The following is a 22065-nucleotide window of genomic DNA, read 5'->3' on the forward strand; positions in this document are numbered from 1 at the left end:
TTTCAGGCTTAGATGATCCGAAGCTTTGACTGGTTCAAGGGACCCCAATCCCCGAGTTCGGGGTTCAGGGGGTGAACTTTTTCGAAGCATCCCTTCAGACAATTGTGGCAAAGCGTGCCTTTCAAATCGTCGTTCATGTGGCGGCGTCGGAAATCACGGAACCGGTCGCCGTAAAATGCGTCGCCTACGCTCATTTTGTTCAGGTCTTCGATGGCAAGACTGTTCTGATAGTCGTTGCAGCAAACGCGAAGATGACCTTCTGCCGTGATGTTCAACTGGTTGAATGGGATGACGCAGGTATCCGGCATGTTCTCGTCCAGCGGCAGGTTCGGCATCTGCCCGGAAACATTGACGGCGGGGTTTATGTAGAACTCGTCTATCCGGCCCTCGAACCGTTCGATGAGTTCAGGCAGCGAGTCCGCGTTCTTCGGTACCTGAACGAACGAGATATAGACAAACATCTTACGGTCGAGGGTTTTCCGATGCTCAAGCACGAACTCGATATTCTCGACGACCTTGTCGAAATGGTCTTGTCCATGGACCAGCGCGTAGGTTTCCCTGTTGCCGCCATTCACCGAGAATTTGAGTGAGTCGACGCCTGCGTCGATGACCGTTTTCAGGCGCTCCTTGCTCGGCAGAGATCCGTTCGTCGACACATATACATAGTCGTATCCGACCTCTTTGGCGTTTCGGACATGCAGGTCCAGCTTCTTGCAGGTGAATGGTTCCGCGCCGCCATACAGGCCGGCCTCGCGGGCGCCAAGATCATAAGCTTCCTTGAGAGCGCGCTTGAGAAACTCCGGATCGATCAGTTTTCCGCGCCGGGTGGTCAACGGATACGGGCAGAAGGTGCAAGCATGGTTGCAGATATTGGCCACTTCGACCAAGACGCTTTTCGGGAAGCTCGGCGTTTCACTCAGGACGGCCGATTGAATCAGCGTCTTGTCCCGGTTCCGCAGGCGGCTTTCCGTCGCGTCGGTGGATTTTTCGTTGTCTAGATTTATTGATTGATCGGGCATTATTTTCTTCCTCCGCGTTATGCGGCTTTGCTTTCGTGCTGGTCCGTCAAACCCGGAATGGATCCAACACCGATGATACGGACGCTGTTTTCCAGAAGATCGACGGCGTCGCCAATGATCTTGCCGTCAATTTTCCGGTCCTCGTCCCATTCGAAATCGGACATGTCGAACGCAACATCCAATACGGCCTGATGGAATCGGGCGCCGTCGACCTTGGCTTTTTCCAGGTCGATTTCCTTATTGGCGACCATGCTAAGGTATTTGGTGACCTGCGCTTCGTCCGTTACCTCGAGCACATGCGGCAAGAACCTGTTCAGCGCGTGGCGGCCAAAGGAAATGACGGGTTTTCCGATGACCGACGCCTCGATGCCGGCCGTCCCCGCTACCGTCGCGACAATCTCAGCGTTGCGCATGCATTCAAACGTCGATTCCACGAGGTCCAAGAACCGGGTTTGTTTAAAATACGATATCTGCTCGTAGAATTTGGGCGATCGTGACCCCACGCCGGCGATGTGTTCTTTCACACCGACAACGAACCCTGACGGCAAATCGCGAACGATGGAAGCGAGCGCCGGCAATTGGTGCAGAAACTCCGGCGACATCATCATATATGTGTGCTCGGGTTCGCGATTGAGCGGGAAGTAGACGTAAGGCGTGGCTCTCAAGTCCGAGGCCTTGTATCCCTTCCTCATATAGAGAAACTTCCAGAACTCGGTATGAAGGCTGGTTTCGTACTGGATCTCGCTCCACCACGGGTAGGCTTTAAACCGACCGCGCAGGAAGCTGTAGACATGGTCGCGTGTCAGGCGGAAATAGGCTGGGAGGAGGTTGAGCGGGTTTCCGAACAACTTCAGCCGGTTCTTATTGCCTAGCGCTGAGCTCGCATAGGAAGACGTCAGGTTGATCGGTTCAAATTCTTGATCGAGAAGCTCATTGTATCGATGCTCAACCATGGGGTTTTGAAGGTATTCGTCGCAAACCCAGAACGCGGCACTGCCGACCGGCGTCTCCATGAAGCGGCGGAACGGAATGCCGTTCGCACGGGCGATCACGGCATTCGAAACCCAACCGTTCATCATCAACGTGATTGATTTGTCGGCGAATTCTTTTTCCCAGAATTCAAACTCGTTAACGAAGCCGTTGATGATCTGAAGCGTACTGGAATTCTTGTAAACCTTGGATTTGGGAAACCCATATCCACCAAGGTAAAACGGGGCACCGTAGGCCTTCCGAGACATGGAAACGGAGTTGATCGTGCGCCCGATCTTCGTTTCAAAGTGACGGGCTTTGCGAAGAACCTCCTGCTCGTTTTCAACTTCAATCTCGTGCGCCGTGTTCATATGACCGCAAAAGGTCACGCTATCCAATGTGCCGTCTTCCACGTATTTTTCGAAATACGTGACATCGACCTTGTTATCGACATAAGCGTGGATTTTTGATCCGTGCCGACGCTTCAACTCGCAAACAATGTCCAACAGGATCTCCGTGATCCATGGACGCATGACAATGGCAACACTGGAGAAGTCATGAGACATGAGGCGGTCCCTTCATCAGGTAGGGTGTCTAGGTCGTGGGGATTGCGACGTGCGCGGGCGGCTAAAAGGCCTGTGGCGTCGTCGATAAACTGTGTCGTCCTTTAGAACGGCTACCGCACTGGAGGGGAATCGCCTCCAGCGTTCACGCGGTGAACAAGCTTTGGCCCGTGTATAACCACGTCGGCCGCCTCTGTCACGAAGAATTTAAGCGGTTCAGCGCGCGACTTTCCGCGATAAGGTATCGCGCATAACGAATTTGCTTATTGTCGCCCCCAAGGCCGTCCCGATAACGGGTAGGGCCACGGCACGCGTCAATGCGCCCCGCAACCGCTTCGGCCCGTCGTAATAGTCCAGGTCGGTTAAATCCTGAAGCCGCATCAGGGTTACATCGTCCACATGCCCGAAGGCACGACGGGCTTGGTCAAAATGACGCCAGGGCCAGCGCAGGAACAAACTGGTTTCGACGGAGGATGTATCGCGGCCCAGCATCCGCAATGCGCCAAGCCACATGCCGCGCGGCAGAAACCAGTGGAGAAGCCAGGTTTTTGTATGGGAATCGAAGGGAACTAAGCGGTGCGGAACGGTGTGGAAAGCAATGCCGCCCGGTTTCAGAACCCGGCCTTCTTCTTGATAGTAGTTTTCGAAAACCGCTTGCTCGACATGTTCGACGACCTGTTGGCTGAACACGACGTCAACCGTTCGGTCATCGAAGGGTAGCGCCTCGCCGGAATAGCGAAAGAAACGATCCTTGTCTTCCTTGAATAGGGTTCGGAACAGCGTGTTCCACCGGTCGCAGGCGGTGCTGGGGATATCGACGCCCAGCACATTCGTATAGCCCAGGGCGCATAGATAAAGGAGTGAAAATCCCGCACCGCATCCGTGGTCAAGAATCACGATTTCCGATTTGGGCCGTCCCTCGCTGTATGTGCCGACAACCTTCAAAAGACCGCGCAGATGGTAGGGCGGATTCCCGCTTGTCCGCTGTACCGCCTGCTGGAACGCTTCCCATGGTTCTTGCAGCGGTTCACCTTCGGCGACGGCTTCTTTCAGGGCGCGGAAGTAAGGCAGTAATTCTTGCCAGGACATTTTTTTCCTGTGTGCATGTCAGGGGTTATGTCTGCCGTCCGACAAGGCGCCAGCACATTCGGGGCGGAACCATACTATCGCAAAACAATTCTTCGGTTGAATACCCACACCAGCCTTCGATCCTGCGTGGAACCCTGATTTTCCTTACTGGATAAGCGCCATCTGATCAAACCCGCCCTTGGATGATTGTTTGCGAAATCCGGCCTGTTCGAAAATGCGCTGGCTTGCGGCATTGTCCACGTGGACATCCGCCAAGACCTGTCCGCGCCAGCCGTAGTCGCGGAATCTGTCGATGCCCCGTATCAAAACGGTGCCGCCTAATCCCTTTCCGCGCCAATCGGGCGCAAGGGCGATGCTTACGAATGCTTGTTCGCCGGCGCAGTCGAAACGGACCGATCCGATTTTCGTGCCGTCGATTTCCGCGATCAGGATCAGACTGTCGGGGCTGGCCAACTTTCCGCGAAACCAGGCGAGATGTGAGGCTTCGTCTATCTTTTCAGGGTTCTTCGACTGTGCCCGCGTCGCGGGGTCGTTCCGCCAACTGAGTAGATCCAGAGCGTCGGTTTCTTCGGCGGGGCGGAGGGCAATTTTGGTCATGGTTACAAGGCGCCTGAATTAGGTTGCGGCTTGAGAGAAGCGTGGATCCGTCATCTTGCTCTGCGGGCGACGAGAAGGTGGTTTTCCGGCTGGGCGTCGGCGATCCCGTCGCGCATGCGGTTGCGCAAGATCTCTATTTCATCGAACCCGGACGAAGCCAGGGTGCGTTTCCAGTTCGACGCGCTGCGCAATCGTTTATTGATCCGCCCTTGCTTGTCGACTTGCGCGTTGAGGCCGTCGAGCGAGCCGAACCAACCGCCGACGACAAGCAATCCGCCGGGTTTCAGGACGCCCGCCATACGCTGAATGGTCTCGCGCCATTCATCGTCGCTGACGATGTGAAACATCACGCCGATGGCGTTCACAAGGTCCACTTTCCCGGATACCTCGGCCAAAGCGTCGCTGGCGGTCCCATGTGCCAGGGTCATATTGGGGGTGTTTGCATAGCGTTCGTTCAAGGCCTTATAGGCACGTTGGGATACTTCGACGCCGTGCAGGGAAGACGCGCCCAGCTGGGTGTAGAAGTCGAGCCAATGCCCCGCCCCGGATCCGATATCGATGACGTCGCCGACAGGGCCGTTCTCAAGGCGTTCGAACAGCGCTTTGCAGATAAGGGCTTCGACGCTGGCGTAGTGATAGGCTGTTGAATAGCGGTTTCTGCCTGGGCCGATCGTATCGCTGTCGCTGATCGAGTCCTCGTAGAAGTTCTCGTCCCACCATGTCCCGCTCTCATACTGCCGACCGGGCCGGGCATAGGATTGCCGCAAGACCTTCGCCATTCGCAACAGTTTCACAATTTGCTTTTTCATCTGGGACTGGCCGGACCGGGAATCTCGTTAATATTGACGGCGTGCTTGGACATCGAATCAGCTCTCGCATGCTTCGTCGAGATATATTCGTGCGGGGGCTGATGATCGCCGTGTTGTTCGATTAGATGAGTCTTCCGTCGACCGCCACCGCCTCGTGGACGGTTCGATCAGGAAGGCGGACCCGGCCTCGCCGGTTTGGACCTGTTTGCCGGTTAGGGATGGCATCATGCGGTGGGGGCTGTCCGGTCGATCTATTGCCCGTCACATGCCGGGAATCCAATCATGCGGCCGGTACTTTCGCTTTCTTACTGGATGCTCTTATCCGTCAGCGGGATCGCCATGTTCTTACTGGCCAGGGCGACGATTTCGTCGATCGACAAGTCCTCATCCACCCCGTCCAGGCATACGGCGATGCGGTCGGTATAGGCCTCGTAGATCTTTTCCGCCGCCCGGCATTCATAAACCGGGACATAGCGGTAAACCTGATTGATCGGCTGGAAAGTGGCCGACGGGGTCGGATCAATCAGCAGCACCAAAAGCGCAAGCTCCATAACAAACCTCCATTTCCCGTCCCCTCTTCTTGGAGGATAGCGCACGTCGTGCGCATTTTGAAGAAAAATGTCATGAGTTTGTCACAATGTCGGCCGGACCCGAGATTGGCTGACATGGTTTGGCAGCGGCCGCCTCACTTGAAGAAGCGCTGATACAGGAAGCCGATCCCGACCAGACTGAAGCCAAGGCCCAGGAAGGAAATCACCCGGTACAGCCCGTCCAGGTCGCCCATATCCACCAGGAAGACCTTCGCCGTCGTCAGCAAAACCAGCCCCAGGCCGACCCGGCGCAGTATCCGCCGGTCGCGGATCAAACCCAGGATCAAGGCGGGGGCGGCGCAGAGCAGCCAGATGATGGAATAGGTGTACAGCTCCGCTTCCGTCGTCGGGCCGATATCCAGCCGCGTGCCGTGGAAGGCGTGCCGGACTTCCATATTGATCCACAGGAAAGCCAGTCCGGCGGCGGCGAATGCAAGTATGCGGGCCAGTGCCCGCTCCCCGCCCCATTGGGCCAGATAGGCGAGCACCGCGACGATCATGGCGGGAGCCAGATAAGCGATCAACAACGTGTTGATAAAGGTCGAACTCCCGACCGCTTCACCCGTGAACGGTCCCATCAGCAGGACCTGAAGCCCGACCACGGCAGCCCCGCCCAATCCCAAGAACAGTCGGGACGCGATGCGGTGCAGGGCCCGGGGGCGGACGATGTTGCGGTAATACAAAGCCGTGCCGGAGATCAGCCAGTTCAAGCTGTGCAGGCTGACCTCGATCAGCGTCAGACGGTTCGGCCATTCCGTGGCGGTGCCGAAAAATTCGCGGATTTCCAGACTGACGGTCGCGGAGGCAAGCGCGATGGCGCCAGATTCCAGCAATCCGACCAGGGTGTCGTCCTTCTGCCTGCGGAACAGCCGGGCCGCCCCTGCAAGGGCCATGGCCGGAAGACCGTAGCTATACAGAATCCAGACCGCGTCGCTTTCCACGACAGACAAGGTGAAGGGGATCTGGTTCAGCATGGCGAGACGCCCGATCACGACGGCCGCGACGATCGCGGATGCGGGGCGCAGATAGGCAATCTCGAACCTGCCATTCACCCAGGCGGCGGCCAGGATCATGAAAGACAGCGCGATAGTCAGCCAGGACCCGTCCAGCAGGATGGTCAGGGACAGCGCAATCGCTGAAAGAGCCGCCAGGGCATATAGCCCGACCACGCTTTCCATGAAGGGGTCGCTGCGGCGGCGAGCGGCCTGGCTGGTCGCGGCGATCGCCCCACATGCCAGGGCCATGGCGATGCCCGACCACAGGGTTTGCGGCAAAAGCGTCGACAGTTTGGCATAGGCCAGGAACAGGGTGGCCAAAGGAACGACGCCCGAGATCGCGGCCCATAGGTCCCGCCGCCCATTTCGGTAGATCCCGGCGAATCCCAGGATGGCGAACCAAATCCCGGCGGCTGCGGCCGCAAAGCCAAAGGCTTGGAATTCGGGGGAGAAGGGAATCTGCGCCAGTTCGGCCGTGTTGCTGGTGTCAAACAGGCTCAACCCGAAATATCCGACTTGGTTCGGAACGATCCAAGTGAACAGGCCCGCCAGTGCCAGGCCGGCGCTGATCGGCAGCAAGGCGTCCAGGATCCGCGCCCGGAAGGCGGTGCCGCCCAGTATCGCGACCACCAATCCGGCGAACAGAACCGCGCCGCTGTCGTGCGACATTCGCATAAGGGCGAATACCGTCATGCCCGCCAGGCAGACGCCCGCAAGGGTCACCATGTGCTGGATCGGGGCGAGTGCGCCGATATCGAGGGGGTGCGACGGCGTTCGTCGCGGTGACCCCAAACTATCGCCGGGTCGGCAGGCCACGGTGATCGCGAAGACTGCAACCATGTGCAGGTAAAGCGGCAACATGGATTGATCCGCTGCGCCGCCTACGATCCACAGAAACTGCCAGCCGGACATGCCCAGAAGCGTGATACTCGCCAACCACCACCAATCCTTATACCGGACGATGGCGAAAGCCGCGCCGGCAATAAAGGTCAGGTAGGAAAACAGGGCCCAGGCCGAAGGGCTGTCCGAATGGACCAGGGCGGGAATGGCCAAACCGCCGATGACGCCCAGGATCGCGACAAAATGGCCCTGCAACAGGGAAAGACCCAAGGCGAGGGTGCACACCCCCGCCATGGCGGCGAAGGCGAAAAGCGGTGAAATCAGGCCGTAAAGGGCATAACCGGCATAAAGGCTGCCGAAGGCGGTGGCGACACCGGCGCCGGTCAGGGCCGGCGGCACGTAGTCGGCGCGCTTTGCAGGTTCGTCGCTGCGGTCGGTCTCCCGCTGGGCCGTTTTCTGTCGAACCCATTCGCCGCCGATCACCAGCGCGATGCTCAGAATCAGCCCGGTGGCGATGCGCATGGCGGGGGTGAGCAGGCCGTTATCGATGCTGTATTTGACCAGGAACACGCCCCCCAGCGCGATGGTCAATCCACCCAGCCAAACCAGCCATTTCGTGGCGAAGTTCCGTTCACCATCGGCGCCGTCTTGCGTGCCGTCTTCCCGCGTTTCGTCTGCGCGTGCGGCAGTCGCGGGTTGCGGCGCCGGTTCGGTTGTCGGCCCAACTGGCGACCCAATTGGCGGCCCAACTGGCGATTTTGGCACTGATTGAGGTTCCGGTACCGGGATGGGGGCGGGGTCCGGCTTTTGCCGCGGTTCCGGGTCGGGCGTCTCTTCGGGCGCAGGGTCGGCTTCGGGGGCGTCGCCTTCCATCTGCCGAAGCGAGACTGTTTCCAGCCGGCGCTTCACCTCGGCAATCTCATCGCGAAGTTTGCCGATGCGCGTATGGGCGGTGATCGCGATGATCGGCGTGGCCACAATCGAAAGCCCTGCCGCGAGCAAGAGCAAAACGAGACTGTCAAACATGACGCTTCCCCGACTTTAATGAACATCGTTCAATAAATAGGCATTAAATGAACATCGTTCAATAAAATAATTGATTTTACCGATCCGCAACCGTCCGGCCCGCCTGGAAAATGGGAAAGGATTAGTTTTCCGAGAGGTAGACCTTCGCCAAACCCTCATGATAGTGGCGCCAGTTCTCGTCGATGAAGCCACGCTCAACATCCCGTACCTCGCGGACGGGTTTGGCGGGGACGCCGGCCCAAAGCTCGCCGGACTTCACCCGCTTGCCCGGAGAGATGACGGCGCCGGCGGCCACGACCGCGCCGGATTCCACATGCGCGCCGTCCAGAACCTTGGACCCGATCCCGACCATGCAATCGTCTTCCAAAACACAACCGTGCAGCATTACCCCATGGCCGACGGTAACGCGCTTGCCGATAAGGGTGGGGAATTTCCCTTCGAAGACATGGACGACGGTGCCGTCCTGGATATTCGTGTCCTCGCCGACCTCGATATAATGATCGTCGCCGCGCAGCACGCAGGAAAACCAAACGCTGCTGCGGTCGCCCAGGCGGACATCGCCGATGATTGCGGCCGTCGGGGCGATGAAAACGTCTTTCCCGATCGTGGGCGATACGCCCTTGAACGGCATGATGACGGGTTTGGACACGGCGTTCCTCCTTGCGAAACCAGGGTTCGTCTTCTCGTTGGGGAAAACTGGCACCGTAAAAAGGGGGCTGCAAGCGGACTGGTTGTGCGCGACGGGCTCGGTTAATCTCGGGCCATGAGCACGCTCGACGATATGGACCGGAAAATTCTCGCCATCCTGCAACAACAGGCGGATATCCCCATTGCCCAATTGGCGGAACGGGTCGGCATGTCGCAAAGCCCCTGTTGGCGGCGGGTGAAGAAACTGCGCGACGATGGGGTGATCACCGGCCAGGTCGCCCTGGTCGATCCGAAAAGCGCGGGGCTCAGTTTGACAGTGCTGGCCACTGTTTCACTCAACGATCATCACGACGAAACGGTCGCCGCGTTCGAACGCGCGCTGGAAACCTGGCCGGAGGTGATGGAATGCCACGCGGTTTCCGGCGACCGGGATTATCACCTGCGCATCGTCGCCGCGGATATGGAAGGCTACGAGCGCTTCCTGTCCGGCCGCTTGCTGAAGCTGAAACAGGTAGCCTCGGTCAATTCCCGTTTCTCGCTCCGCCGGGTCAAATACGCGACGGCCTTGCCGGTATGATCATTCGGCGGCGAACTGGAAGGCGGGTTCGGGTGGGTTCCGATAGGTGTCTTCAAGCGCATCCCATTCCGGCATAACGGTTTTCAGGGCGCGCTCTTTCACCGGTCCGAAGCCGCGAATTTCCATTGGCAGGCTGAGAAGCGCCAGCGCCGCGTCCCGATTTTCCGGGGTCAGGGTTGCGGCGATTTCGTCGAGTGTGGCCTCGAAACGCTGGATCAGCGCGCGTTCCGTCCTGCGTTCCGGGGGATACCCGAAAGGATCGGCCCAACTGCCGCGCAGGCCCTTCAACCGCGCCAAGCCCTTCATTGCCGGGCGCAGCCAGGGGCCGAAACGGCGTTTCGCCGGCTCCTCGCCATTGGGCCCGGGCCTGCTCAGTCCCGGTGGGGCGAGATGATAGGCGATCTTGTAATCGCCCTCGAACTGCGCGGCGAGGCGGGCTTCGAAATCGCTTTCCGTGAACAGGCGCGCGACCTCGTATTCGTCCTTATAGGCCATCAGCTTGAACAGCGACCGGGAAGCGGCTTCGGTTAGTTCCGTCTTTCCGTTCAAAGACTTCTCGGCCTTTCGAAGATTTTCGATCCGGGCCACGAAACGATCCGCATAGGCCGCGTTCTGGTAGCCGGTCAGGAAATCGACACGCCTTGCGATGATCTCGTCCAGGCTTTCGGCGGGCTTGAAGCGGCCGCGATCTTCTCCATCGGCCAGCAGGTCGCGCACCGCGTCGGGATCGGCAGCGAGCAGACGGCCCCAGCCGAAGACGCGCTTGTTCGCCGCCACCGCGACGCCGTTCAACTCGATTGCGCGGGTCAGTGCGGGCAGGGAGACCGGAATTTCACCCTTCTGCCAAGCATAGCCCAGCATCAGAATATTCGCCCCGATGGAGTCGCCCATCAGGGTCAAAGCCGCCTTGGTCGCGTTCAGGCTGTCGACCCCGGCTTCGCCCAAAACATGATACAGAATATCCAGCATCATATCCGGTTTCTGTATCGCTTTCGGATCCTTCAAAAAGGCGGCCGTGTGGATCGTCTGGCTGTTGGCGATGACCCGTGATTTTTCCGGATCGAGCGTCGCGATCGCTTCCGGCGAGGTGCCGACGACGAGGTCGCAGGCGAGTAACAGGTCGGCCTGTTTCGGCTCAATACGAACCTGGTTCAGTTTCGTGCCGCGCGCGCCGATGCGAACATGGCTCAACACCGCGCCGCCTTTTTGCGCGAAGCCCATGAAGTCGAGCACGCTGGCCGGGCGGCCTTCCAGATGCGCGGCCATGGTGATCAGCGCGCCGACCGTGACGACGCCCGTTCCGCCGACGCCGGCAACCAGGATCTCGCTGGGTTTGTTTGCCAATTCATGTTCCCGCATCACAGGCAGGGGCAATGCGTCCAACCGGGCCGCAATATCCGCGCCGGATTTGCGGCGTAGCTGGCCGCCTTCGACAGTCACGAAACTGGGGCAGAAGCCGTTTTGGCAGGAATAGTCCTTGTTGCAGCTGGACTGATCGATTTCCCGTTTGGTGCCGAATTCGGTTTCCAGCGGCGCGACGGAAAGGCAATTGGATTTCACGCCGCAATCGCCGCAGCCCTCGCAGACGAGGTCGTTGATGACCACACGTTTCGCCGGATCCGGAAAGTCGCCTTTCTTGCGGCGCCGCCGCTTTTCGGTCGCACAGGTCTGGTCGTAGATCAGGGCGGAGACGCCGCCAACCGTGCACAGGTCCCGCTGCACGGCATCCAATTCGGCGCGGTCGTGAACCGGAACGTCGGAAAAGCCGCCATAGCGCGCGGTGTCGTCCGTGACGATCTCGATCCGTTCCACGCCTTCCGCGCGCAACTGGTTGACGATTTGCGGAACGCTCAGCGTCCCGTCCACCGGTTGGCCGCCGGTCATCGCGACCGCGTCGTTATAGAGGATCTTGTAGGTGATGTTGGCCTTCGCAGCGACCGCCTGGCGGATCGCCATCAAGCCGGAATGGTAATAAGTGCCGTCCCCCAGGTTCTGAAAGACATGTTTGGTTTTGGTGAACGGGGCGAGGCCGATCCAGTTCACGCCTTCGCCGCCCATCTGGGTCAGGCCAGAGGTTTCGCGGTCCATCCAGTTGGCCATGAAATGACAGCCGATCCCGGCATAGGCCTTCGACCCGTCGGGCACCTTAGTCGAGGTGTTGTGCGGGCAGCCGGAACAGAAATACGGCATGCGTTTGGCCGCGCCGTTGATCCCGGCCAGGGAGGCTGCCTCAGGCCCTTTTGGCGCCAGGCCGGCACGGACCAGGCGGGCGCCTGCCTGAAGAAAGGGCGCGGTCGCATCCAGAAATTCGGCGAGGGAGCGGGCCAGGCGCGCTGGGCGCATTTCCCCACAGCCGGGCAGGAAGGCCGCGCCGTCCGGGTGGTTCTTGCCCCAAAGGCGGGGCCGGCGATCCGCGGGGGCGTTGTAGAATTGGTCCTTGATCTGGCCTTCCACGACGGGGCCCTTTTCCTCCACGACGAGAAGGTCGGACAGGCCGGTGCAGAAGTCTTCCATCGCGACCGGTTCGATCGGGAAGGTCAGGCCTAGTTTCCGGACCCGGATACCCGCGTCCTTTAGCGCCGTTTCGTCCAGCCCCAGCAGGCGCAGCGCTTCCATCAGGTCGAGATGCGCCTTGCCGGCCGTGACGATGCCGAGCGTCGCGTCGGGTTTGTCGACAATCGCACGGTCGATGGCAAAGACCTCTCGATTCGCGCGGACGAAAGCGCGCACGGCTTGCAGCTTGAAGCGCAGCCGTTCCTCGATCGCCAAACTCGGCAAGTCGCCGTTCCGGTAGTGCAAGCCGCCTGGTGGCGGAACGAAATCCGCAGGCTCCAAGAAGGCAGGCATGGTTTCGGGCAGGGCGATGGAAGTTGCGCTTTCGACGGTTTCGGAAATCGCCTTGAAGCCGATCCAGGCGCCGGTGAAGCGGCTCAATGCCCAGCCGAAAAGGCCGAAGCTCAGATACTCCTCCACGCTCGCCGGGTTCAAGACCGGCATGGACCAGGCCATCAGTGCCTGATCGCTTTGATGCGGCATAGAGGAGGAGACAACGCCATGGTCGTCGCCGCAGACGACGAGCACGCCGCCATGCGGGGAAGATCCGAAGGCGTTGCCGTGTTTTAGGGCGTCACCGGATCGGTCGACGCCCGGTCCTTTGCCGTACCAAAGGCCGAACACGCCGTCGACGGTGGCCGATCCTTCGGTTTCCACCTGTTGCGTGCCCATGATTGCCGTGGCGGCCAGGTCTTCGTTGATCGCCGGCTGAAAGTGGATGTTCAGCGGTTCGAGATGTTTCTTTGCTTGCCACAAGGCTTGGTCGTACATGCCGAGCGGTGATCCGCGATAGCCGGAAATGAACCCGGCCGTGTTGAGCCCCTTCGCCCGGTCGGCGAGCGCCTGCAACATCGGCAGTCGGACGAGCGCTTGCGTCCCGGTCAGGAAAACGCGGCCGGAGGCGCGCGTGTACCGATCATCCAGGGAATAGCCTTGGTCAATATTGGTCACGGTATTGACGTTGGTTTTGCCGGACGGGGAAAAGGACACGAAAATCTCCTAGTATTCTACGGTGATTTCCTTCCAGTTTATGACCGGACCAGCGGCAATTTCTTGCTGAGTTTGGCGCGGAATCGGCAAAAATCGAAAAATAATACCGAAAATGGTTCGGTAAAGGGTAAAAAAAACCCATACTTCTTCAGCTTGCCAAACCCGGTGCCGAAAGGTTTGCTCGACGAGACGATGTCCAGGAGCGGGGAACGGGCCTATGCGGGCGAAAGCACTTAAACGGATCGGCATTGGATTGGCGATTATCGTTGTGCTGGCGGGTGGGGTTTTGATTGCGGCGCGGACATTGGACCCGATCAATGTCTATTACAAACGGCTGAAAGCGTCGTCGCCTTACCAGTATGAGGAAATCAACCCAGACCTGCTCAAGACCGACCCTGCGGCCCTGATAACGATCGATACCGCAGAGGACGTGGCGGCGGCGCGGCAGGCGCTGTTGGGCTGGATATACGGTACCGATCCGGCGGAACGCCGGGTGGCGAAGCTGTACTATCCCCGCGCCGGTTGGTCGCATGCGTCTGAAATATTGGACTGGGACGGGCTTGGCGGTGTGGCGCAGTACTACATCAATGTTCGGCCTGACCTGATTTCCTACGCCTATTTATTGACGCCGCTGGATGGGAACAGCGGTCCGGGTGCGGGCAAGGCGGTCATTTACCACAACGGCATGGCTTCGACTTTCGTTGCGGCACGGGATTGGCTGGAACCCCTATTGAAGCAAGGATGGACGGTTCTTGCCTTCAACCAGTTGGGCTATGGCGAAAGCGCCCGCGAACTACATTGCGACAAACAAGCGGACGGTAGCGCGGTTCCCGAGGGTGTTCCATGCCTCGCCAATCTTCAGCTTGACTTGGCGCAGCTCGACACGCCGGTTGCGCTGCATGTGGAACCTGTGCTGGCCGGCGTGGACCTTTTGAAGGGGTTGGGTTTCGCACAGATTGACGCCCTGGGATTTTCCGCCGGGGCTGCGACGGTCACCTTCGCCGCGGCGATCGACCCCCGGCTGCGCCGAACCGTCGCCGCCGCGGGGATCCTGCCGCCCTATCTTCGCGAAGGTCAGGATGAACTGTTCGGCATCGCCAGGGAATTGGCAGAAAGCGGGCCGATCTCTTTCCTGGATCTGTTCATTCTGGCCGGCGCCGGCGAGGGACGGGCCTATCATCAGCTTTTCAACCGCTACGACCGCTGCTGCTACCGGAATGTGAAGGGCAGACATTACGAGGAAGTGGTAAAAAAGGCCTTGGCCGGTGCTGGGGAAGGTGGACAGTTCACTGTCACCATCGATGAAAGCCATGCCCGGCATGCGATTTCATCCGGTGGTGCTCGAGCGGTCATCGACTTTCTCACCGATTGACCGGGCCGACGGTTGACCGGTCGGCGTGTTGCACCAATTATATTCAAGTTTACTAAATATTAATTTGTTCAGTGCCTGGGTATTTTTATCGCGGAGCTGTGGGAAGCGATCTTCCGTCGGGCATTGGCGGATGTCGGCGTCGTACTTTGCATAATTTAAGGGGATGTCGGATGCGGAACTTGAGTATTCTGAAACAAGTACTTTCGATCGTGGGATTGGCCGTTCTCGGCTTCCTTATCGTCGGCGGCGTGTATTTCTGGAGCGACGCAAAGGTCAGTGCGGAACGAGAAATCGCTGAGGCGGCGGGCGCCCGCATTTCGATCGTTCAATCGGTGCAGTACCTGTTCTTGAACGCGCGGCGACGCGAAAAGGACTTTCTTCTCAGGCGTGATGAAAAATACGCGACGCAACTCGACGCGGTGGTCGCCGCAATTCACGACGATTTGGACCGGCTTGAAAAATTGGGGGTGCCATCCGCGGTCGCCACCAATATCAGGGCGGTGAACGATGGTATCAACACTTATCATGAACGGTTCAAACACGTCGCGGCGGATGTGATCGCAATCGGCTTGACCGAGGAAGACGGGTTGCGCGGTAAGTTGCGGTCGGCCGTGCACAATGTGGAAGAGCGGCTCAACGAGTCCGGCAACCCGGATATGGTTGTCAAAATGCTGATGATGCGCCGGCACGAAAAGGATTTTTTGCTTCGTATCGACCCCAAATATATAGGCCGGATTGATGATCGCCGAGGCGAACTGCGGGCCTTGTTGGACGCATCGGACATGAACGCTGCAACGCGGACCGAGATCGAAGAATTGATGACTGTCTATGTTTCCTCTTTTAAGGAACTGGCGGCATTGATCCTCGATCTTGATGAAAAGACAGGCGGCCTTTCCGATGTTTTTGCCGAAATCGAACCGATCATGCAGAGCATCGCCGACACCATAAACGCCGACGGGACGGCTGCGATCGCGAAGGCGGACCAGGTGGTCGAACAGACCAAGGTGGTCATTCCCGCGTCGATTGCCGTTGTAACGCTTGTCGCCGCTTTTGCCGGGTTTGGCGTCGCACGGACAATCAACAATCCGATTCTGTCTATGACCGCCACAATGGGGCAGTTGGCCGATGGGAAACGGGACGTAGACGTCCCTGCGACGGATTACGGCAATGAAATAGGACGTATGGCGCATTCGGTGGTGAGCTTCCGCGACTCACTGATAAAAGCCGACCGGCTGGCCGAGGAACAGCGCAAAGCGCAGCAGTTGGAAGTTGAGCGCGCGGACAGGCTGATGAAAAGAACCGCCGAGTTTGATGCCTTGATACAAGGCATCCTTGCGGAAGTCGCCACGGCGATCACCCAAATGGGAAATACAGCAGGAAAGATGGACCAGGCGTCGTCGGACGTTCAATCCCAAGCGGCGACCGTCGCCGCGTCTTCGTCGGAAAGTGCGATGAACGTGCAAACCGTTGCCGCCGCGACAGAAGAACTCTCCGCATCCATTGTCGAAATCGGCAGCCAGATCCAGAACGCGGCGCAGATATCGCGCTCGGCGGTGGGTCAGGCAGAGTCGTCGGTGCAGACCGTGACGAGCCTGGAGACCGCGGTTGCGCAGATCAGCGAAGTCGTCGATTTGATTAAGGACATCGCGGAGCAAACAAATCTGCTTGCCCTGAACGCCACGATTGAGGCCGCCCGCGCAGGCGATGCCGGCAAGGGCTTTGCCGTGGTGGCCAACGAGGTGAAGTCGCTTTCGGCTGAAACGGCAAAGGCGACGGAGCAGATTGAACGCCAGATCGCTGCGGTTCAGTCCGCCACCGGGACGACGGTGACAAGTATCACGGCCTTCTCGAAAACGATCAACGAGGTCAACCAGATTTCGGCTGCGGTGGCCGCAGCGATCGAAGAACAGACCGCGGCCACGAATGAGATATCCCGAAATGTGGAAGAGGCATCCGTGGCTGTGGAAGACGTCAGCAAGAACATACAATATGTAAGCGAAAGCGCCGAAGTGACGAAGGCTGCGGCTGGTGACGTTCGGAATGCGTCGGATTCTATCGGCGACCAGTCCGGTAAAATGACCAGTTCAATCGCCACCTTCCTTAAGGACGTCCGCGACATCTGACAGCGATACGCATCATGCGTTGCTGTTGGAAGCCGTGCGGACGTCCCTACACCCTGTTCGTCAGGCGGCTCGGATCCGGTTGGCCAGATCGACAACCTGCTGGCTCAGTTCACTGGAATCCTGATCCATCGTTTCCGACGCAGTCAGCAATTCGCGCGCTTGTGCATTCGTATCCGTCGCGGACTGCGCCACGCCGGCAATGTTCGACGTGACGTCCTCGGTGCCGCTGGCGGCCTCTTCCACGTTGCGGGCGATTTCCTGAGTCGCGGCGCCTTGTTCTTCGACGGCAGCGGCGATGCCGTTGGTCGTGTTGCTGATTTCTTCAATCACCTTGCCGATCGCGTTGATCGCGTGGATGGCCTCGTTGGTTGCGGACTGGATCTCGGCGACTTGCGACGAAATTTCCCCGGTCGCGCTGGCTGTCTGTGTCGCGAGGCTTTTGACCTCCGACGCGACGACGGCGAAACCCTTGCCCGCCTCGCCGGCGCGTGCCGCCTCGATCGTGGCGTTCAGGGCCAGCAGATTTGTTTGCTCGGCGATATCGCTGATCAGCGAAACGGCTGCGTTAATCTGCCCCGCGGCGCGCGCAAGGTCCTGGACTTTGGAATTGGTTTTCTCGACTTCCTCGACAGCGCGACGCGCAACTTCCGTGGAATGGACGACCTGACGGCTGATTTCCGAAACGGTTGCCGCCAATTCCTCGGCTGCAGCAGCAACGGTTTGAACGTTTGCCGATGCTTCCTCGGAGGCGCTGGCGACCATACTGGACTGGCTCGACGCCTGATCTGCGTTCGAGCTCAACTGTTGCGCCGAACCTTTGACCTGCGTTGCGCCGGCCGCCATGCGCTGGGCGATGCCGCCAATGTTGTTTTCGATCTGTGCGGCGACATCGGCCAGCATCGTGGCGCGGTCCTCGGCGGCTTTGCGGTCCGCTTCTTCCTGCAACGCTTTCAGGCGTTTCACTTCTATGGCGTTGTCGCGGAAAACCTGTACGGCACGGGCCATCTCACCCACTTCGTCACGGTTTTCGGTATAGTCGATTTCCACATCCGTATCGTCCGCGGCCAAACGGCCCATCACCTGCGTGATTTGCGCGACCGGCCTTGCAATCGAACGGCCGATGAAGAAAGCGGCGAGGATCCCGAAGATGGTACCGGCAACCGCACTGCCGATAAGCAGTTGTATGCCGAGCTTTTCGTCCTCTTCCGCCTTCAGCGCGGCGGCGGCGGTGAAGCGATCCAACTGGCCCTGCACTTCCGCCAATTCGCGGTTCAATTCCTGCTGTTCCTTTGCCGTATCCGCGGCGATTTCCGTTGCGGTTTCCACATCACCAGAAATCAGCAGCTGGAGTGCTTTTTCGCCATGCTCTTCATAGACGAGGTGTTCTTTTCCGATCCGGTCCAATTGCGTGACGAGGTTCTCGAATTCCCGACGCGACTCAGGCGTTGAAGCCTGTTCAAGGGCCATGGACGCCATGTTGAGCGCTTGCTTCAGTTCGGCATCCACCTTGTGTCCCAAATCCGTGAAACTTTTCAAAAGCGTGTTCGTATCGGCCGGGTTAAGATCTCCGGTTCCCTTGGCCAGCAAAACAGCCTGTTCGAGTTGATGGACACTGATCGTTGAAACGATCTCTGTCAGCGGAATGTCGCGATGGGCGATTTCCGTAACCTCTTTGCCGATCTTGTGCATTTTCCAAATGCCGATACCTGAAACTGAGGCAATAGTCGCCAACAGCAAGCCTGCCATGGCATAAATGCGGATGGACACGCGGAAATTTGAAGCTCTCATCGTACCAGCTCCCTTTCAGGGTATGACTTTATAATTAATAGGCGCAGTGCAGTTCGGCTCCGCCGCTTTAATGTGTACGTGTGTAGGCGAATACATCTTCGCGCTTAACCCTCGAATGGGGGGGAATTCGGCCGATATTTGAGCCATTTCAGCTCGCCCAGCATCGATTGTGTGGCGTGATTGCGACATGCTCCAGTAAGCGTCACCGCCAGATCTTGCCGTTTTCGGCACTTTGCGCGGCGCAAGGCGCGATTTGTCCGCCTTGTCGGTGCGGACCGCGATCAACCCGTCCGCCTCTCCTGCGGCAGATTGATCGCCTCGAGATTCCCTACGGCCGCCCAGGCGGGCTTGTCGAAGTCGCATCTGGCTTCGATCCTTTCGTGCCTTACCAACGGCTATTTCGTGTTGGATTCTAGAAAATCGCTGACGCGGCTGCGCAGGGTTTCCGCCTGGATAGACAATTCGCCCGCGGCGGCATTTGTTTGCGATGCAGCCGAACCGGACTCCGCCGAAGCTTCCGTAACATTCGCGATGTTCTGGCTTACCTCGTTGGTTGCGGCGTTCTGCTGTTCGACCGCGCTTGCAATAGCCCCGGCCATCTGGGCGATTTCGTTCACCAGGTCGATGATGCCGGCAATGGCATCGACGGCGTCCTTGGTCTCGGCCTGGATTTGCTTGATCTCGGACGAAATCTCTTCGGTCGCTTTCGCGGTCTGGGTCGACAGGGATTTGACTTCGTTGGCGACCACGGCGAAGCCTTTGCCGGCTTCGCCGGCGCGCGCAGCCTCGATCGTGGCGTTCAAAGCCAGTAGATTGGTCTGGCTTGCGATTTCGTTGATCACGCTGATGATATTGCCGATATCTTCCGCTTTTCGCTGCAAGGTGGCGACGCGTTCATTCGATGTCCTTGCCGCATCAACCGCCCGTTCCACCGAGGCATTCGTCCGCTGGGTCTGCGAGGATATTTCCTTGATCGACGAGCTCAATTCTTCGGCGGAAGCGGCGACTGCCTGGGCCTGGGAATTCGTTTCCTCGGCCGACGACGCCATGGACTGAGAGGTGCTGAGAAGTTCGGTGGCGGCTGACGACACGGTATCCGCGACGTTTTCGAGATCTTCCGCCAAGCTCTGCTGGGCGTTCATGCTTTCGGTAATGTCGACCGCGTTTTTCACCACCTTGTAGGGTTTGCCATCAAGCCCCAGGACCGGATTGTAGGCTGCTTGAATCCAGACCGTCTTTCCTTGCTTGTTCAGGCGCGGAAATTTGCCCGACTGGAATTTCCCGGCGCGGAGATTTTCCCAAAAGGCTGCGTATTCGGGGCTTTTTGCGTATTCCGGCGAGGCGAACATGCTGTGGTGCTGGCCTTCGACTTCCGACAACGTATACCCGACCACGTTCAGAAAGTTCCGGTTGGCGGTTCTGATCGTGCCGTCCAGTTCGAATTCGATTAAGCCTTGCGATGTGCCGATGCCTTCCAGCGTCGCCATATTGTCCAGGGCGGCGATTTTTTGTTCGGTGATGTCGATCGCATTCTTGACGACCTTGACCACCTTGCCGCTTCGGTCGAGAACCGGATTATAGGCTGCCTGAAGCCAGACGGTTTCGCCCTGTTTGTTCAGGCGCGGAAACTCTCCGGCCTGAAACTTACCGGCTTTCAGATTGTCCCAAAATTGACGGTATTCGGGGCTTTTGGCGAATTCCGGATCCGCGAAGATGCTATGATTCTTGCCGCGGACCTCTGAAAGCTCGTAGCCGACGGCTTTGAGGAAATTCTCATTCGCGGTGATGATGGTTCCATCCAGCTCGAAATGGATGAGCCCTTGGGAGGCCCCAATCGCGTCGAGCAAGGCTTGGGAGTCGCGGGCTGAAGTCCCGGCAGTAGCAAAATTTCCGAACACAGTGTGCTTCCTCTTTCAGGTGCGCTTGAAATACATTCGATTACGATGCCGCGCTTATTTCACTTCAGCCGTACTCAAGTAATCCCCATTTGAGGGTGCAACGGTGGCCGTTCCACTCAGTTGTGACCGGCTAAGTTGTTCGGTGTCCGCGATTGCGTCGGGCTAGGTTTGCGCACCCGCAATCGGTCAGGACAGTTCAATATTTTGAACACTTGTGACGCCTTCCCCTATTCAACATGCCAACCTCGTACGTAAGAATGACGACGCTGGATCACGGAAACTCGACGATTATTGCCGTCTTGGCTGGTAGCATCGTAGTTAATTAATTAACAAAGGGTTAATCGATAATCGACAAATATCCACAAAAATGGTGTTAATATGCAAATATGGCATCGAGTTTCGGTATAAAATACTAGTTAAAGTTACTTATTAGGAAGGGATTCAAGATAGGTGAATTTGAGGATTACTGTCGGAGGGCGGCAAAAACACTATAATATTCGTATATCATAATACCTTGGTGTTAGGGCGTGCGTCCGGCCGCTCATGGGCGCGGTGACAACCCTTCACAATGTCAAACTGTCGGTGGAAAAATCGCGTAGAAGACCGAAATAGTGGCTACCGAGGCGATCGTGCTGATCAATATGACCGATGAGGTCCGCTGCACATACAGCCCGTAGGACAGCGAAAGCACGAAGCTGCCCGCGCCGGTCGGCAGGGTTGCCATCAGGATGGCGACCTTGGCCCAAAGCGGGTCGACCGGGAAAAGCCATAACATGAATAGGGCGGTGACCAAGGGTTGGACCGCAAGCTTCACGACGGTCATGACGGTGACTTCGCCCAATCCTTCCCGCAACGGCTTTCCGACGAGGAACAGGCCGATGGCGAACAGGGCGCAGGGGCCGGCGGCTGCGCCGAGGATGGAACAGAAGGTCTCGGCGGGGGCGGGCAGGGGAAGACCTGACATGGCCCATAGCAGACCGAGTACCGGGGCGATCAGCATGGGGTTGCGGATCAGCGCCAGGAAGACCTTCCGCAGAACCGGGCCCAATCCTTCCGCCTTACCGGCGCCGACCTCGATCATCACGATGGCCGCGCCGACGATCAGGGCTGTATAGATCACCGTGATGAAGATGGCCGGGAAGACCGCTTCCGCCCCATAGGTCGCCAGCGCCAGGGGAATGCCCATATAGCCGGCATTGCCGTAGACCGTATTCATGCCGTGCATGGTCGCTTCCGCAAGGCCGCGCCCGAAAGCGAACTTGGCCAGCAGCATCGACGCCGCCCAGACCGCGGCGAGGGAAAGCATGAAGCCGATCAGGAAATCGGCGCGGACCACGGTGCCGATCTCGACCGTGGCCATGGCCTTGAACAACAGAACGGGCAGGGCGACCCAATAAACGAAACGGTTCAGCGCCTCGCTGCTGGCGTCTCCCAACAAGCCGCGGCGCCCGGCGATATAGCCGGCGGCGATGATCCCGAAAACGGGCAGGACAACGTTGAAGATCGGTTCCATGCGGCGCGGCACCATTGTTTCAGGACTTTGCGGCGCAAAATAACCGCAAACGCGGCAATCTCAATTCGCAATCTCAAACCGCGGCCCCAATTTTGGGCACGGGACA

15 protein-coding genes are annotated in these 22065 nt (G+C 58.6%); 3 read left to right on the forward strand and 12 right to left on the reverse strand.

The features are described 5' to 3' along the window. Window positions 1-8: 8 nt before the first annotated feature. The 8 genes from EOI86_RS16525 to EOI86_RS16560 form a co-directional block, all read right to left on the reverse strand. Entirely contained in the window at window positions 9-1019 is a 1011-nt protein-coding gene (locus EOI86_RS16525) for a radical SAM/SPASM domain-containing protein (RefSeq protein ID WP_127766246.1), read from the reverse strand. 17 nt (window positions 1020-1036) lie between these two features. After that, a complete protein-coding gene (locus tag EOI86_RS16530; RefSeq protein ID WP_127766247.1) occupies window positions 1037-2554 on the reverse strand; it encodes a hypothetical protein in 1518 nt (505 codons plus the stop codon). Window positions 2555-2767: 213 nt separating this feature from the next. Continuing rightward, on the reverse strand, window positions 2768-3640 hold the full coding sequence (locus EOI86_RS16535) for a class I SAM-dependent methyltransferase (protein WP_127766248.1): 873 nt from the start codon (window positions 3638-3640) through the stop codon (window positions 2768-2770). Between the two features lie 144 nt (window positions 3641-3784). Then, entirely contained in the window at window positions 3785-4237 is a 453-nt protein-coding gene (locus tag EOI86_RS16540; protein WP_127766249.1) for a GNAT family N-acetyltransferase, read from the reverse strand. A 50-nt stretch (window positions 4238-4287) separates the two neighbouring features. Beyond that, window positions 4288-5046: a class I SAM-dependent methyltransferase gene (locus EOI86_RS16545; RefSeq protein WP_127766250.1), complete on the reverse strand. Its 759-nt coding sequence runs from the start codon at window positions 5044-5046 to the stop codon at window positions 4288-4290. 305 nt (window positions 5047-5351) lie between these two features. Beyond that, window positions 5352-5597, reverse strand: a complete 246-nt coding sequence (locus tag EOI86_RS16550; protein ID WP_127766251.1) for a hypothetical protein — start codon at window positions 5595-5597, stop codon at window positions 5352-5354. Between the two features lie 134 nt (window positions 5598-5731). Continuing rightward, window positions 5732-8497: a DUF2339 domain-containing protein gene (locus tag EOI86_RS16555; protein ID WP_127766252.1), complete on the reverse strand. Its 2766-nt coding sequence runs from the start codon at window positions 8495-8497 to the stop codon at window positions 5732-5734. A 121-nt stretch (window positions 8498-8618) separates the two neighbouring features. After that, window positions 8619-9146, reverse strand: coding sequence for a gamma carbonic anhydrase family protein (locus tag EOI86_RS16560; protein ID WP_240035693.1), 528 nt, complete (start codon window positions 9144-9146; stop codon window positions 8619-8621). A 114-nt stretch (window positions 9147-9260) separates the two neighbouring features. Between EOI86_RS16560 and EOI86_RS16565 the strand changes: the two genes are divergently transcribed. Further along, entirely contained in the window at window positions 9261-9722 is a 462-nt protein-coding gene (locus tag EOI86_RS16565; RefSeq protein WP_127766253.1) for an Lrp/AsnC family transcriptional regulator, read from the forward strand. Here EOI86_RS16565 and EOI86_RS16570 read toward each other — a convergent pair whose 3' ends face one another. After that, a complete protein-coding gene (locus EOI86_RS16570) occupies window positions 9723-13265 on the reverse strand; it encodes an indolepyruvate ferredoxin oxidoreductase family protein (protein WP_127766254.1) in 3543 nt (1180 codons plus the stop codon). 217 nt (window positions 13266-13482) lie between these two features. On the opposite strand from EOI86_RS16570, the gene EOI86_RS16575 reads away from it, so the two are divergent. Beyond that, entirely contained in the window at window positions 13483-14637 is a 1155-nt protein-coding gene (locus EOI86_RS16575) for an alpha/beta hydrolase family protein (RefSeq protein ID WP_127766255.1), read from the forward strand. A 179-nt stretch (window positions 14638-14816) separates the two neighbouring features. Continuing rightward, window positions 14817-16760 (forward strand): methyl-accepting chemotaxis protein, encoded by a 1944-nt coding sequence (locus tag EOI86_RS16580; RefSeq protein WP_161973867.1) that lies wholly within the window; start codon window positions 14817-14819, stop codon window positions 16758-16760. A 60-nt stretch (window positions 16761-16820) separates the two neighbouring features. Here EOI86_RS16580 and EOI86_RS16585 read toward each other — a convergent pair whose 3' ends face one another. From EOI86_RS16585 to EOI86_RS16595, 3 genes are all read right to left on the reverse strand, one after another. Further along, window positions 16821-18548, reverse strand: a complete 1728-nt coding sequence (locus EOI86_RS16585) for a HAMP domain-containing methyl-accepting chemotaxis protein (RefSeq protein ID WP_127766257.1) — start codon at window positions 18546-18548, stop codon at window positions 16821-16823. Between the two features lie 395 nt (window positions 18549-18943). Next, window positions 18944-20446, reverse strand: a complete 1503-nt coding sequence (locus tag EOI86_RS16590) for a methyl-accepting chemotaxis protein (protein WP_127766258.1) — start codon at window positions 20444-20446, stop codon at window positions 18944-18946. Window positions 20447-21017: 571 nt separating this feature from the next. Beyond that, complete coding sequence (locus EOI86_RS16595; RefSeq protein WP_161973868.1) at window positions 21018-21959, reverse strand: AEC family transporter; 942 nt, start codon at window positions 21957-21959, stop codon at window positions 21018-21020. Window positions 21960-22065: the final 106 nt, after the last annotated feature.

It is taken from the genome of Hwanghaeella grinnelliae (assembly GCF_004005845.1).
GTDB lineage: Bacteria > Pseudomonadota > Alphaproteobacteria > UBA8366 > Aestuariispiraceae > Hwanghaeella > Hwanghaeella grinnelliae.